Origin of the sequence: Bacillus sp. BHET2 (assembly GCF_005938125.1) — a bacterium.
Classification (GTDB): Bacteria; Bacillota; Bacilli; order Bacillales; family Bacillaceae_B; genus Rossellomorea.
On record NZ_VCQN01000001.1, the window covers coordinates 881,834 to 895,209 of the forward strand.

Genomic DNA, 13,376 nt, shown 5'->3' on the forward strand with positions numbered 1-13,376 from the left:
CTTTATATACTGAGAAATTTTTCTAAACATAGAAGGGTTACCCTCATTAGACAAAAGGTAAACATGTTGACTAAGAACATGCCTTACCCCCTATAGTTTGTGATGAATACGAAAGGTAAATACTAAATACTTTATTATGTAAGAATTTTTCCATTCAACCATCAAACCAACAGTCCCAAACCAATAAACTATTGTTCACTGGTTTGGGACTGTTTCCTATTCTTCATTAAAATATACTGTTCAACCATAATCCCCGTCATGGTTCCGAGTATCAATCCATTGTTAAGTATGGACGCTACTACTACTGGCATCTCATTAAAAGCAGAAGCTGGTACAAACATTGCTCCGACTCCCACTATAAGGGAGATTCCTGAAACAAAGTGGATTCTTTCCACCTCTTGTTCTTTTCGATATTCCCCAAGAGCAAGACCCACCATTTTAATGAATATAACCGTTGTCACCGCATACCCGACTGGAGCAGGGAGGCTTGCGAAGAGATTCATCACTTTCGGAATCAAGCTTATGATTATAATAATTCCGCTCCCTATTATGAAGGGTACGATTGAGTACATACGTGTAGCTGCAACAAATCCTGCAGATCCTGAAATAGGAACCGAACCTATTGCCGAAAATACACCTCCAAATAGCTGATTCAACCCTGATGCAAAACCGCTCCTCGTGTATCGTTCAAATGTTGGGTGGCCCTTTGCTTTCATAACTTCTTCCATCACTCTTATCGAAGCGATCATATTGGTTGTCAACAAGAAAGTAATGAAAATGGACGTGACGATGACACCTGTATCAAATACCGGCGGTCCAAAAACAAATACTTCAGGCAATGAAAACCAACTGTCTGAAACGGTCGTAGCTTTTCCCAATCCCATAAGGATAAAGATCAACCACCCTGAGAGCATGGCAAGGATGATGGAATATCGCTGAATCCAATTCCGTTTGTGACTGGAAAAATATAACGCCACTAATATGGTCAAGGTACTTCCTAATAAGACGAGCGGTTGAAGGGATTGTCCATCATGCTGAATCCCAAACATTCCTTTAATAAAGGAGCCGCTTAACTGAAGAATCAAGAGCATTAAATAAATGAATGTGATCGTTGGTGTAAATAAAGATGATAACTTCTTAAGTAAACCTGTGGCTGAAAGCACAAAGAATATAACGCCACTGACAATCATTCCCCCTTGTAGCACGGTTAGAACCTCATCGTGACTACTGTAAAGAGTCCCTGAAAATCCTGCATAAATCGCAAATACGCCCCACCAAAGTCCCGCTGGCCCTTCATTTATGGGGAGTTTATGACCAAACAATGCCTGTATGAGACTCGCGATTCCTAAAACAAAAATGGTCCGCTGAATAAAACTAGCTGTGTCTGTAGGAGATAATTGGAACAAATCCGCTATAGCAATGGGTGCTGCGATGGATCCTGCTACCATGAATGCCACCCATTGTAACGCTGATAAAAATAGTTGCATTTTTGTCTACACCTTCATTTCAAATATGTAAAGTCTGTCTATTTTAACATACTTATCCTCTCCTGAAATTATTTTATGAGGAGTATTGGAGGAGGGTGATGAAATATCATCTACCATTAAGAACAGGTACTAATTATTTCATTAAAATTCTCCCTTTCAAAGGGAAAACATGTTAAAATAAGAGCGAAATAGTTATTTTTTCAAAGGAGCAGTGATGATGATTTTTGCCCTTATACTTGTACTATCTTATTTATTAGGCTCTATCCCATCAGGATTACTGATTGGAAAAACGTTTTATGGGAAAGACATTCGAGAACATGGCAGCGGAAATCTAGGTGGAACGAATACATTCAGAACATTAGGTGTGAAAGCGGGAATGGTCGTGACCATTATGGATATCTTGAAAGGAACGGCCGCTACTCTTTTACCACTTATTTTTGCAAGTGACGTTCATATGCTGTTGGCAGGTGTGTTCGCCGTAATTGGTCATATGTATCCCCTATTTGCAAATTTTAGAGGTGGAAAAGCTGTTGCCACATCTGCCGGTGTCCTACTAGGCTATGATCCCATCTTATTTTTAATCTTATTGGCAGTCTTTTTCATTTGTTTATATGCAACGAAATATGTTTCTCTCTCATCGATGATCGCAGCAGTTCTTGCTTTTACGTACTCCATTTTCACTAGAGACATCCCTCTGATTATCGTTGTAGGTATTCTGGCCATTTTCGTTATATACAGACATCGAGCAAATATATCACGGATCAAAAATAAAACTGAACCTAAAATAAAATGGCTTTAATGTGAAAGTGACCTAAGCGACAGGCTTCCTATTGAAGGAGGCTCATTGTTGCAAGGGTGACTTTTTTTATTGTGAGGTCAATGCTCAGGTATACACTGACATTCCTTGGAGAAAGATGAGGGAGAAGATAAAATAAAAAACGATTATACATGCTGTGAGTTTACATAAAATGATCATATTCTTCATATTTTCCCTAAAAAAGCCCCTCTAGAGTCTCATTTTTTTGTAAAATGGAGGTAGTGATTAAATAAAGGATGATGAACATGCATAAAAAACCCTTGGTAATCGGATTAGCCTTTTGTGTACCTTTGTTAGTAGTCATGGGATTTCTACTAATTAAACAATATGGAGATTGGAATAACACGTCAAGATCAGAGGGACATCTTTCTTCATTGTTGCATACTACACGTGAAGTTCAAGCATCCGAAAAAAACATAAAATCAAGCGCTACTCTTGCTGCTATTGGAGATATCCTTCTTCATGATACGGTCTATAATGACGCTAAAGATGATACCGGATATCATTTTACCCCAATGTTTTCGCCTATTAAAGAGATGCTATCCACTCCCGATTTCTTGATTGCCAATCAGGAATCAACTCCAGGTGGTGTTGAACTCGGCATTTCAAGTTATCCGCTTTTCAATAGTCCCAAAGAAATCGTGAAAGCCCTGCAGGATGTCGGTGTAGACGCTGTGACAACTGCTAATAACCATTCCCTCGATCAAGGAGAAAAAGGATTACTAAGTGCGATTGACTATTACGAAAAGATTTCCATGCCATATGTAGGTTCCTTTAAAAATCAAGAAGACAAAGATAGAATTCGTACTTTTAACGTGAATGGAATTAAGCTTGCCCTTCTTTCTTATACGTATGGAACAAATGGAATACCTGTTCCAAAAGGAAAAGATTATTTAGTGAACTTAATTGACGAACAAAAAATGCTTCAAGAAATCAGGAAAGCCAAAAGAATGGATATTGATGTCATTGTGTTAAGTTTGCATTGGGGAAATGAATACCAACGTTTCCCGACCAAAGAACAGGAAAGGCTGGCAAAGTTGATGACCGATAATGGAGTAGATATCATCTTCGGACATCACCCCCATGTACTTCAACCAATTCAAACGTACAAAACGAGTGACGATCGTGAAGCCATCGTGATTTATTCGTTAGGTAACTTCCTATCCGGGCAAAAGGACGATTTCAAAGATATCGGGGGAATGGTCACTGTTCAGGTAGAAAAAACGATGAGTCCGAGCGGTTCAAAAATTACGTATCCGTCCATTGAATTCCACCCTACTTTTGTTTCAGAAAACCACTACAATAACTACCGAATCTATCCTCTCGATTTTGCCGAAAAAAAAGGGTTGATTCGGCATTCAGAAGAAGAAATGGTCTCTCATATGGTGAATGGCTTACCCCAGTGAGAAGGATAGTTTCACTTACCTTTCATGCGTTTAGACATATAAAAAGCGAGCTTTCTAAAAGAGAGAGCTCGCTTTATTAATGTCCTCCAAATATCATTGAATTAAAGAAGATGCCACCAAGAGCCAATATAGCCAATAACCCATTAACGATAAAGAATGTTTTACGGCTTGCCTTGAAGAATAAAGTGACCATTCCATAATAACAAAGTGCAGCGATCATGATAAACGAACCTGCTTCCATTTGATCGCTCGCTTTATGCAATTGTAAGAAAGTTAATACACTTAGACCGGAAAATATAAATGCACCTATGTAATATAATAATGCTTGTGTCTTCATTCTTCTCATCCTTTATGCGTATTAGTAGATGTTCCGACTTTACTATGTATATACTATGTAATGAAACCTTCTTTGTCCAGAAATCTAAAAGATCTCTGGAAAATACCCGTAGAGAAAGGAGTCTCATCAATGAAAATACATATTTCAACCAAAGCTCTTAAGTGGTTTAAAGATGAAATGCTTGTCGACAAAGGCGAGCAAGTTCGTTTTTATGTACGCTACGGAGGTTCCAGTCCTTTGCATGATAGCTTTTCATTAGGAGTGAATAAAGACGAACCTGTTGATCTCGGGGAGCGAATTGAAATTGATAACCGGGAGTTTTTTATTGAAGAAAGAGATTTGTGGTTCTTTGATGGTCATGATTTGTACGTGGAGTTTGACGACCTGCTTCAAGAACCTTCATACGAGTACAAAAAATAATGTAGTTTCTAAGGCTGGCAAGTGCCAGCCTTTTCCTGTTTGCTCCCTTGGACTCCAAATCACTCATTTAGTAAGAAAACGAGCGATATGCTCATGGAGTCCCTCTTTCAGAAGGATGTCGAGTTGAATATCGCCTATTAGATCGAAATGGGGATATCCGTCTTCCCGCTCGTGGATCCATTCCTTTTTCAATCCGTATTTCTCTCCCCACTGAGATAAAGTCTTGATATTAGAGCAACCCACTTTTGTAACAGAACGTGCATTGGGAAATCGATCATCAAGCCAATAATGAGTAAGGAACGCGATTTCACCACGCTTTACTCGTCGCTTCCAATCCCAAAGCTCCTGTTTGTGTAAGCCGAATGCCATTGGGCAACTTCCTCTCCCTCATTATCCGAATGTATGACCCAGGAATAAACGAATCTAAATGAATCCTCATCGTATATGTAATGATGTTTTTTCTTATTTTTTGGCTTTTTCATATGCTTCATGCCAATGGGGGAACATTTTTCGAATGGAAACCGGACGGAAATTTTCCTGTTTAACGCAAACATGTTTCGATTGACCTGTGATGGCCAATTGGTTCTGTCCATTATATATTTCGTAACCATATGTGATACGCAGTCCATCGTATGCTTCTACCCATGTTTTGATAAACGCTTTTTCCCCGTATCGAACAGGGGATTTATAACTTACATTAAGATCAATCACGGGAGATAATATTCCCTCTTTTTCGATATCAGAGTACTTGAATCCAAGATCTTCAATAAGTTGTGTCCTACCCAATTCCATCCAAACAAGATAGTTTGCATGATACACAACGCCCATTTGATCTGTTTCTGCATAGCGTACTTCGATCGTTTTTTCAGCAATCTGCATCTTTACACCCTCTTCATCTAATGATTATCATTATTCATTTTACCATAGTTGTTGTACGCAATGAACCAATTCGCTTACCATTACGAAAGCCTTTCGAAGAGGATAATATTCAATAATATGACCCGGACAGATATGCCTATATTATAAGCTTTTCTGTCCGGGTCATGTGATCTGATCGATCATTTATTCCTTCATTTGGTTCGCTTCGTCTTTTATTTCGCTCCGGAAAGCTTGCAGACTCTCTTTGCGTCGTTCGTTCTTGGCTTGAATTGACTGTAACTGTTCTTCACTGTCAGTACATGCCATGGACTCTTCTGCCCTGTCGATATTTTCTATCGTATGTTGAATCATACCTTGAAGCTTCTCAACATTATCACTACGATTGTCCCTATTCTGCTTTTCCCAAGCCATCCTGCATTCCTCCTGTTGAATCTTTGTGATGAGGGACGGACCTTTACGTCCAATCCAACCAAATATTAATTCAAAGGTAAATGCTATTCACCCTTGGTTTGAATTACCTGTGCATGCTTACCTGATTTGTCTTGCATCTGTTTTCCTTTGTTGCCACCTGCTGCTCTAGGTTGTGTGCCAATGTGGTTTGGTGCAAAATGATTCGGACTTCCTTTTGAATTACTCATAAACTTCACCCCTTTATTAGTATGGTTTCCAAAAGGGGAAGGAAGAAAAGGCGTAATAATTGGCAGTATTCTTTCCAAAGCAAAAAAAATAAGCCTCGTAATTACTTACTCGGCTTTGCCTATTGGTCGTTTTATTTCGAGCCTTGCATCAATTCGCTCTTCAATAGCATCTATCGCATCATGATCTAGTAGGAGCTGTTTCTTATTTTCTTTCACAAGATCTGCAAATGATTTCTTCCGTGGTCTGCGCATTTCAATCCCCTCACTTTCTATTGTGGTTGTATAAGTAGTATATCCAAATGTCAGATATTTTAAACAAAGGTCACAATAGAAGGAATGATTACCCGATTGAGCAGAGCTGTTCAGCAAAGTGTAGGTCCGTCCCTCCACAGTGCGGAAGAGTCAACGTTTAAAACAAAATAGAAGGTCCGTCCCTCATTTGATTAATGCAGTAAAGGATTCAAGGTTGGTGATGGCACCGATTTGTTTGTTGGTGATGATACCTTGTTCGTCGATAATAAAGGTGGTTGGTACGGTCAGAATGTTGTAGGCTTTGTTAATTTTGTCATCCGTGTCTAACAGGATGGGGAACGTTAATCCCAATGCTTTTTGGTATTCTTTGACGTTGTATTGAGGATCGATATTGATGGTTAACACTTCAATGTCTTTACCGAATTTCTTGTAATACTCCTCAATAATGGGCATTTCATCCTTACATGGAGGGCACCAGGTCGCCCAAAAATTAAGTACAACTTTCTTGCCCTTCAATTCGGAAAGTGTAATCGAGCTTCCAGATAAAGTATCAAGTTTAAAATCAATCGCTTTATCTCCGACATTCGCACCAGCAAAATTCTCTGCAGGAATTGCGACTGATTCTTCTCCTTCTTCTATATCGATTAATTGATTATACGCCTCAGGTTGTTGAAACGTATTTTCCATAAAGGCATTTGGGTCTGATTTGTTTTCAATATAGAATGCAGAGACTAATAAAGTGACAAGCAAAACACCGAAAATAGCTTTCAAAGCAGTGCGCTCCCCTCATAGGAATGATGGTACTATCATCTTATGTAAGCTTGTCTCTATTTAGACATGCCTTTTCGGAAGCTGCAAAGGACTATTACCCTTGGAATAGAAAAAAGCTCCGGGAACCCCCGGAGCTTAAAGTATGCATTATGCTTTTAATTTATTACGTAGAACCATTTGCAGGATTCCACCATGACGGTAATAATCCACTTCTACGTCAGAATCAAAACGAGCCAGTACATCAAATTCAGTTGTTGTACCATCTTCAGCTACTGCTGTCACCGTTAAGATATCACGAGGTTTCACATCATTCGTTACATTGACAGAAATTGTTTCTCTACCAGTTAGTCCTAGAGATTCAGAGCTGTCACCCTTCTTGAATTGAAGAGGTAGTACACCCATCATTACAAGGTTTGAACGGTGAATACGCTCATAACTTTCAGCGATAACAGTCTTGATGCCAAGAAGATTGGTACCCTTAGCTGCCCAGTCACGAGAAGATCCCATACCGTAATCTTTTCCTGCAAGCACAGCTAAGCCAGTGCCGTTTTGCTGATATTTCATGCACGCATCATACATAGGCATGATTTCATCTTCTGGCCAGTAAGTAGTGAAACCACCTTCTGTACCAGGAGCAATTTGATTTCTGATACGGATGTTTGCAAATGTACCGCGCATCATCACTTCATGGTTACCACGACGAGAACCATACGAGTTAAAGTCACGAGGTTCAACATTGTTCGCACGAAGATACTTTCCTGCTGGTGTATCTTTCCCGATAGCACCTGCCGGCGAGATATGGTCCGTTGTAACAGAGTCACCGAACTTACCAACAACACGAAGTCCATTTAATCCTTCAATATCTTCTGGAGTTGTTGCCAATCCAGTAAAGAATGATGGATTTTGAATGTATGTTGAGTTGTCATCAAAGCTGTAAAGTGGTTCGTTACTTGTTTTGATCTCATTCCAACGCTCGTTTTCAGAGAAAACATGCTCATATTCTCTACGGAATAATTCAGGAGTAACGGTTGCTTTGACAGCATCTTTCACTTCATCTTGTGATGGCCAGATGTCCTTAAAGAAGACGTCATTTCCATCTTTATCTTTACCTAATGAATCTTTTTGAAGGTCGATATCCACAGTACCTGCTAGAGCGTATGCAACAACAAGTGGTGGTGAAGCAAGATAATTTGCTTTCACTAATGGATGAATGCGTCCTTCGAAATTACGGTTACCTGAAAGCACAGATGTTAATAGTAAATCTGCTTCTGATACAGCCTTCTCAATTTCAGGACGAAGTGGACCAGAGTTACCGATACATGTAGTACAACCGTATCCTACCAGGTTAAATCCGATATCTTCAAGATAAGACAATAACCCTGAATCTCTAAGGTAGCCAGTTACAACTTTAGAACCCGGTGCAAGAGATGTCTTCACGTAATCTGGAACATCCATTCCAAGCTCCACTGCTTTTTTCGCAACTAAGCCGGCACCCAACATAACGTATGGATTAGATGTATTTGTACATGATGTAATGGCAGCGATTCCGATCGCACCAGTAGGCATGACAACATCTTTACCATCTTCTGTTGAATACTTAGCCGTTTTGTTAATTTCAGATGCATCTAGACCAAAGCCTTGAACGCCTTCTTTAGCCGTAATGGATTTATGGAAAGATTCTTTCATATCAGAAAGAGGAATTAAATCCTGTGGACGTTTCGGTCCAGAAAGGTTTGGTTCCACAACAGAAAGATCAATTTCCACTACGTCTGTATATGTTGGTTCTTCTTTCTCAGGAGTGAAGAACATTTCGTTTTTCTTTAGATATTCTTCTACCATATTGATGTGATCTTCATCACGACCTGTTAAGCGAAGATAATCCAGGGATTCTGAATCCACTGGGAAGAAACCGCAAGTAGCGCCATATTCTGGAGCCATGTTTGCAATTGTCGCGCGGTCAGCAAGCGGTAATGTTGCTACACCTGTTCCAAAGTACTCAACAAATTTTCCTACTACACCTTTTTGACGAAGTACTTGCGTCACTTTAAGAGCTAAGTCGGTAGCAGTTGCTCCATTAGGAAGCTCACCTGTTAATTTCACACCGATAACTTCAGGGATTGGGAAGTAAGAAGGTTGACCAAGCATTCCTGCTTCAGCTTCAATACCACCTACACCCCAGCCTAGGACACCGATACCATTAATCATAGTAGTATGAGAATCGGTACCAACCAACGTGTCAGGATATGCTTCAAAATCGCCTTCTGTTGTTTCAACAGCGTGGACGACATTTGCAAGATATTCTAAGTTTACTTGGTGAACGATACCCGTTGCTGGTGGAACAGCACGATAATTTTCAAATGCCTTTTGTGCCCAGCTAAGGAATTGATAACGCTCTGCATTTCGTTCAAACTCAAGGTCCATATTGGCTTGCAGTGCATTTGCTGTACCATATTTATCAACTTGTACAGAGTGGTCAATAACAAGATCGACTGGGATTTCAGGATTGATCTTCTGTGGATCCCCACCGATGTCAGCCATTGCTTTACGTAAAGATGCCAAGTCAACTACTGCTGGTACACCAGTGAAATCTTGTAGGATAACACGTGAAGGTTTGAAAGGAACTTCCGCATCCTTCACTTCTGTAGATCCCCAATTTGCAAGGTTTTCAACATGATCTTTGTTAATCACACGTCCGTCAAATTGACGAAGTACAGACTCTAGCAATACCTTCACACTGTAAGGTAAGCGATTAATTTTTGCAATTCCTGCTTCTTCAAGCGATTTTAAACGATAATAATGATAACGTTTTCCTTCTAGTTCGAAAGAAGACCGTGCATTAAATACATCGTTCTTTGCCATTTCGATTCCCCCTCTAAACTACATCAAACAATAAGTCGAAAAGTTTTCGTTCTAAACGAACTTTTCTCACATTTACATCTTAATACAAGCGATTACATAAGTAAATAACAATAAAGTTATTGTTTTTGATAAGTTTTACTTATCTAAATGATTCATTTCCTTTTGCTTTCAATGAAAATATCGGTATACCAACATTTCCACCCATGACAATTAGTTTCACAACAACAAAATCATTATAGTGATAAAATAAATCTGTTAGCCGTTTCCTCTACTGAAGTCTTATGAAAGGTGGCTTTCTGGTCTTATAGAAGTGATACAAATGGTTTCACAAACATCGTGCACTTCTAGAAGGAGTCAATCAGCACTCGCAACCTTAAATAGTAACAACGTTTACGAAATCAATCTTCAAAAAAAGAATAAACCAATCAATAAAGTGTCAAGAAGACAGACAAAGGGGGAAAAGCGTATTTCTTGTCCCCTGTAGTCACTCCTTTTATTTCCACTACCCTTTTTGGTCCAAAATAAAACCCCGTCTGTGAAACAAGTACAGACGGGGTTTTATTTATTATCTTTACCTAAGCTTCTCCATTCACTTCGCTCACAATAGAAGACAAATCGGATTTGAATTGTTGAAGCTGTGCCCTCTGAGTATCTGAAGCTACCTCTAATGCATTTTTAATTTGTTGATACGCTTCATTCACTTCATTCTTAAGGTGAGCCAGTTGAGTACCGTAGCTTGCTCCATCTAATACAAGTTCATTTATGGTATTCTGTACATCTGTAACGCTTTGGTCTACTGCTTGAAATGCTTGTTGTTTATTTTTATGATAAGGCATGAATCATCTCTCCTTTTTCTGAAATTAGCCTTTTTAGTATGGTCAAAATACTCGAGTTTTATACATAGGTATAAACCGCATTACTCCAAACCATCCTAAAGGTAGGAGGGATGATTCATGAACAAAAATGATAGCAAGGATATGCGTAAAAATGCTCCTAAGCAATCGGGGCAACAGGAACCATTAAGCGGATCTCACAAGGTGAAAAACAGTAATCATTCTCGACAAAAACAACATAGCCATCACGATATGTAATGCTGATAAAAGGGAGAGCAGGTCTTGTTTTTACAACGAGCCTGCTTTCCCTTTCATTGTAGTGAATGTATATTCTTCAATACCTGGATAATTTCTATTTGCTCTTCCCGGGACACGGTACGTAAATCGAACACAACTTTATCTTCTTGAATTCGAGTCACGATGGAAGGGTTTCCTTTTCTGAGTCTATCATGGAGTTGTTGTGAAGAAAGCGTTTTGTGAATGACCGAAATCAAATAAGTATCCAGTTCTACGTCTGGCATCGTCCCTCCACCAACCCGACTCTTTCCTTTTATTATTTCTGAGATGATTCCCGTTGTCATATTATGCATCCGCTCTTCAAACTGAAGAGATTGACTGAAGATTTCTTCTTCATTTTGGCTAATGGCCCTAATTGTCGGATTTTTCTTCTCCGCTTCTCCATTTAAGTAATGTAAAAGGGTCATCTCCAAGGCGGCCAAGGTCATTTTGTCGACTCGGAGTACCCGGGCAAGCTGATGCTTTTTTAATTGATCGATCCATTGTTTTCTACCGGCGATGATACCAGCCTGTGGTCCGCCCAATAATTTATCACCACTGAAAGATACCAGGTCTACACCTTGTTGAATGACTTTCTTTACGACTGGTTCTTTTCCAATGCCAAATATTCCGAAATCATAAAGAGCTCCGCTGCCTAAATCCTCATAATATAAAACATGTGAATGCTGACGGGATAACTGAACGAGGTCAGCGGTAGCTACAGAGGCAGTAAAACCTTTCATGAAGAAATTGCTTTGATGAACTTTCATAACCATGCCAGTCTTTTCATTGACTGCTTCTTCATAGTCCCGCAAATGCGTTTTGTTCGTTGTACCTACCTCAGTAAGAACCGCTCCGCTTTCCTCCATAATCGACGATATCCTAAATGATCCCCCGATTTCCACAAGCTCACCTCTTGAGACAATCACCTCACTTTGCTTTGCGAGTGCAGATAGTATAAGAAAGACAGCCGCTGCATTATTATTTACAACCATGGCTGCTTCTGCTCCTGTCAACTCACATACGAAATTTTCTGCATGAGAATGCCTTGATCCCCTCCTCCCCGCTTCAACATCGTACTCAAGATTGCTGTAGTGACCGGCAACTTCTGTAATTTGTTGAATGACTTCAGAACCTAACCGGGCTCGACCAAGGTTCGTATGCAGGATTGTTCCCGTTGCATTGATGACCTTTCGTAGTGATGGTGAATATACCTTTTGTATAAGCACTTCTGTTTCAGTGAATACCATGTCAACAAAGTCTTCTGACGATGGATGTGGCCCTTCCCAATCATTAGTGAGAATGGTGTCCCGATAGCTATTTATCACTATTTTCAAGAGGTTCGTCCCTCTTTCTTCCGTGAGATTGTGCTGATGAAGGAGTCTATGGAATTGAGTAGCTTGCTGAAATTGATGGATGGATGGTATGTGTCTGACTAGTTGTTTCATGATTGCCCCCCCTTTTTATTCATTACATCTAGTATAACATCCTCACCAATTACTTTAGAACGAATACAATGTGTAAAAGAATCGTTGGGGGTCAAGTGTAAATGGGGAAAGAAAAGGAGGATTTCTACTTAGAGAATTGGGAGGAGAATATGAAAGATTGGCTATTGGACCCTGCTATGGTTCAACTGGATGAGGAAGAATTCCGAGTTGATTTTCTGGATACAACAGAATCGTTAATTATAGAAATCGAAACGGAAAATGTTTGTCCCGAGGAATTAATCATCAAGAAAAAGGATTCACAATTGGTCGTTTCAATACTGATGAAGGACGAAAAGAAAATCAGGGAACGATCCATTCGTTTTCCTTTTTGTTTAAAGAAGCGGGCAATCACCTACTCCATTAAGCATCATACAATTGAAATCAATGTCCCTAAAAAGGAATGCTCCACATCATCTTCCTTTATAATCCGGGTTCAGGGCTTATCGAATGAGTAATCATCATTCTCTAAACAGAAAAAAGGTCTGAGCATTTACTCAGACCTTTTTTCTGTTTATAAAGATTCGATGTCGGAAATGATTTGGTTGATATCAGGAAACACTCCGATATCCAGCTTCGAGTAAATCTTCTCTTCCCCTACGGAAATTTCAAATGCTCCTCCAGAGGATGGTATCAGCTTTAATTCTTTAATGTTTGACCTGAAATGATTGAACAACTGTTCCGCGAAACTCGCGGCTTTGGGTGCATAGTTTCACATCATGCAAAATTCAATCGTCATGTTGACTCTGTTCATTTATATCTGCCTCCTTCTTCAATGAAAGCGTTTTCCCTTTAAGTACTATTTTATAGTAGAGAAAAAACATGTGCAAATGATTCATATTCAGATTTTACGTTATCGTACTTTCAGTTCTTCTTTGCTCAATTGTATTTTTATCCTGTACAATAGAATTATTCAT

The 13,376-nt window shown here is 39.4% G+C and carries 16 protein-coding genes and 1 pseudogene; 5 read left to right on the top strand and 12 right to left on the bottom strand.

The window, feature by feature from the left end; translation table 11 throughout:
• Positions 1-188 precede the first annotated feature (188 nt).
• Positions 189-1,487, bottom strand: a complete 1,299-nt coding sequence (locus FGG79_RS04620; RefSeq protein ID WP_138776565.1) for a purine/pyrimidine permease — start codon at positions 1,485-1,487, stop codon at positions 189-191.
• Positions 1,488-1,701: 214 nt separating this feature from the next.
• Here FGG79_RS04620 and plsY point away from each other — a divergent pair, with 214 nt between their 5' ends.
• Together plsY and FGG79_RS04630 are read left to right on the top strand one after the other, a co-directional pair.
• Positions 1,702-2,286: a glycerol-3-phosphate 1-O-acyltransferase PlsY gene (gene plsY / locus FGG79_RS04625; RefSeq protein ID WP_171050803.1), complete on the top strand. Its 585-nt coding sequence runs from the start codon at positions 1,702-1,704 to the stop codon at positions 2,284-2,286.
• A gap of 263 nt (positions 2,287-2,549) precedes the next feature.
• Positions 2,550-3,710, top strand: a complete 1,161-nt coding sequence (locus FGG79_RS04630) for a CapA family protein (protein WP_171050804.1) — start codon at positions 2,550-2,552, stop codon at positions 3,708-3,710.
• Between the two features lie 76 nt (positions 3,711-3,786).
• Here the strand turns inward: FGG79_RS04630 and FGG79_RS04635 are convergent, their stop codons facing one another.
• On the bottom strand, positions 3,787-4,047 hold the full coding sequence (locus FGG79_RS04635) for a hypothetical protein (RefSeq protein ID WP_138776568.1): 261 nt from the start codon (positions 4,045-4,047) through the stop codon (positions 3,787-3,789).
• 129 nt (positions 4,048-4,176) lie between these two features.
• Here FGG79_RS04635 and FGG79_RS04640 point away from each other — a divergent pair, with 129 nt between their 5' ends.
• The gene (locus tag FGG79_RS04640) at positions 4,177-4,467 is read left to right on the top strand and encodes a HesB/YadR/YfhF family protein (RefSeq protein WP_138776569.1); all 291 of its coding nucleotides are present in this window, start codon (positions 4,177-4,179) and stop codon (positions 4,465-4,467) included.
• 63 nt (positions 4,468-4,530) lie between these two features.
• Here FGG79_RS04640 and FGG79_RS04645 read toward each other — a convergent pair whose 3' ends face one another.
• From FGG79_RS04645 to FGG79_RS04680, 8 genes are all read right to left on the bottom strand, one after another.
• Positions 4,531-4,836, bottom strand: a complete 306-nt coding sequence (locus tag FGG79_RS04645) for a hypothetical protein (RefSeq protein WP_138776570.1) — start codon at positions 4,834-4,836, stop codon at positions 4,531-4,533.
• Positions 4,837-4,929: 93 nt separating this feature from the next.
• On the bottom strand, positions 4,930-5,346 hold the full coding sequence (locus FGG79_RS04650) for an acyl-CoA thioesterase (protein WP_138776571.1): 417 nt from the start codon (positions 5,344-5,346) through the stop codon (positions 4,930-4,932).
• 183 nt (positions 5,347-5,529) lie between these two features.
• A complete protein-coding gene (tlp, locus tag FGG79_RS04655) occupies positions 5,530-5,757 on the bottom strand; it encodes a small acid-soluble spore protein Tlp (protein ID WP_138776572.1) in 228 nt (75 codons plus the stop codon).
• 83 nt (positions 5,758-5,840) lie between these two features.
• Positions 5,841-5,984 carry an acid-soluble spore protein N gene (locus FGG79_RS04660; RefSeq protein ID WP_138776573.1) on the bottom strand — a complete coding sequence of 48 codons (144 nt, stop codon included), beginning with the start codon at positions 5,982-5,984 and terminating at the stop codon, positions 5,841-5,843.
• A 105-nt stretch (positions 5,985-6,089) separates the two neighbouring features.
• Positions 6,090-6,236, bottom strand: coding sequence for an FbpB family small basic protein (locus FGG79_RS04665; protein WP_138776574.1), 147 nt, complete (start codon positions 6,234-6,236; stop codon positions 6,090-6,092).
• A gap of 183 nt (positions 6,237-6,419) precedes the next feature.
• Positions 6,420-7,007 carry a peroxiredoxin family protein gene (locus FGG79_RS04670; RefSeq protein ID WP_138776575.1) on the bottom strand — a complete coding sequence of 196 codons (588 nt, stop codon included), beginning with the start codon at positions 7,005-7,007 and terminating at the stop codon, positions 6,420-6,422.
• 147 nt (positions 7,008-7,154) lie between these two features.
• Positions 7,155-9,866 (bottom strand): aconitate hydratase AcnA, encoded by a 2,712-nt coding sequence (gene acnA, locus FGG79_RS04675; protein ID WP_138776576.1) that lies wholly within the window; start codon positions 9,864-9,866, stop codon positions 7,155-7,157.
• A gap of 575 nt (positions 9,867-10,441) precedes the next feature.
• Positions 10,442-10,702, bottom strand: coding sequence for a hypothetical protein (locus tag FGG79_RS04680; RefSeq protein ID WP_138776577.1), 261 nt, complete (start codon positions 10,700-10,702; stop codon positions 10,442-10,444).
• Positions 10,703-10,819: 117 nt separating this feature from the next.
• Here FGG79_RS04680 and FGG79_RS04685 point away from each other — a divergent pair, with 117 nt between their 5' ends.
• Positions 10,820-10,957 carry a small acid-soluble spore protein P gene (locus FGG79_RS04685; protein ID WP_138776578.1) on the top strand — a complete coding sequence of 46 codons (138 nt, stop codon included), beginning with the start codon at positions 10,820-10,822 and terminating at the stop codon, positions 10,955-10,957.
• Between the two features lie 53 nt (positions 10,958-11,010).
• Here the strand turns inward: FGG79_RS04685 and selA are convergent, their stop codons facing one another.
• The gene (gene selA / locus FGG79_RS04690; protein ID WP_138776579.1) at positions 11,011-12,423 is read right to left on the bottom strand and encodes an L-seryl-tRNA(Sec) selenium transferase; all 1,413 of its coding nucleotides are present in this window, start codon (positions 12,421-12,423) and stop codon (positions 11,011-11,013) included.
• Between the two features lie 101 nt (positions 12,424-12,524).
• On the opposite strand from selA, the gene FGG79_RS04695 reads away from it, so the two are divergent.
• Positions 12,525-12,917, top strand: coding sequence for an Hsp20/alpha crystallin family protein (locus FGG79_RS04695; RefSeq protein ID WP_138776580.1), 393 nt, complete (start codon positions 12,525-12,527; stop codon positions 12,915-12,917).
• A 56-nt stretch (positions 12,918-12,973) separates the two neighbouring features.
• On the opposite strand, the pseudogene FGG79_RS22345 reads toward FGG79_RS04695, so the two are convergent.
• Positions 12,974-13,159 (bottom strand): annotated as a pseudogene (locus FGG79_RS22345) (Rdx family protein); the annotation flags it as partial.
• Between the last annotated feature and the right edge of the window lie 217 nt (positions 13,160-13,376).

Coding starts and splice junctions, on each gene's coding strand:
- FGG79_RS04695 (WP_138776580.1), top strand. CDS start 12,525: ATGGGGAAAGAAAAGGAGGATTTCTACTTAGAGAATTGGGAGGAGAAT.
- acnA (WP_138776576.1), bottom strand. CDS start 9,866: ATGGCAAAGAACGATGTATTTAATGCACGGTCTTCTTTCGAACTAGAA.
- FGG79_RS04630 (WP_171050804.1), top strand. CDS start 2,550: ATGCATAAAAAACCCTTGGTAATCGGATTAGCCTTTTGTGTACCTTTG.
- FGG79_RS04680 (WP_138776577.1), bottom strand. CDS start 10,702: ATGCCTTATCATAAAAATAAACAACAAGCATTTCAAGCAGTAGACCAA.
- FGG79_RS04620 (WP_138776565.1), bottom strand. CDS start 1,487: ATGCAACTATTTTTATCAGCGTTACAATGGGTGGCATTCATGGTAGCA.
- selA (WP_138776579.1), bottom strand. CDS start 12,423: ATGAAACAACTAGTCAGACACATACCATCCATCCATCAATTTCAGCAA.
- FGG79_RS04660 (WP_138776573.1), bottom strand. CDS start 5,984: ATGAGTAATTCAAAAGGAAGTCCGAATCATTTTGCACCAAACCACATT.
- FGG79_RS04635 (WP_138776568.1), bottom strand. CDS start 4,047: ATGAAGACACAAGCATTATTATATTACATAGGTGCATTTATATTTTCC.
- FGG79_RS04645 (WP_138776570.1), bottom strand. CDS start 4,836: ATGGCATTCGGCTTACACAAACAGGAGCTTTGGGATTGGAAGCGACGA.
- FGG79_RS04640 (WP_138776569.1), top strand. CDS start 4,177: ATGAAAATACATATTTCAACCAAAGCTCTTAAGTGGTTTAAAGATGAA.
- plsY (WP_171050803.1), top strand. CDS start 1,702: ATGATGATTTTTGCCCTTATACTTGTACTATCTTATTTATTAGGCTCT.
- FGG79_RS04650 (WP_138776571.1), bottom strand. CDS start 5,346: ATGCAGATTGCTGAAAAAACGATCGAAGTACGCTATGCAGAAACAGAT.
- FGG79_RS04685 (WP_138776578.1), top strand. CDS start 10,820: ATGAACAAAAATGATAGCAAGGATATGCGTAAAAATGCTCCTAAGCAA.
- tlp (WP_138776572.1), bottom strand. CDS start 5,757: ATGGCTTGGGAAAAGCAGAATAGGGACAATCGTAGTGATAATGTTGAG.
- FGG79_RS04665 (WP_138776574.1), bottom strand. CDS start 6,236: ATGCGCAGACCACGGAAGAAATCATTTGCAGATCTTGTGAAAGAAAAT.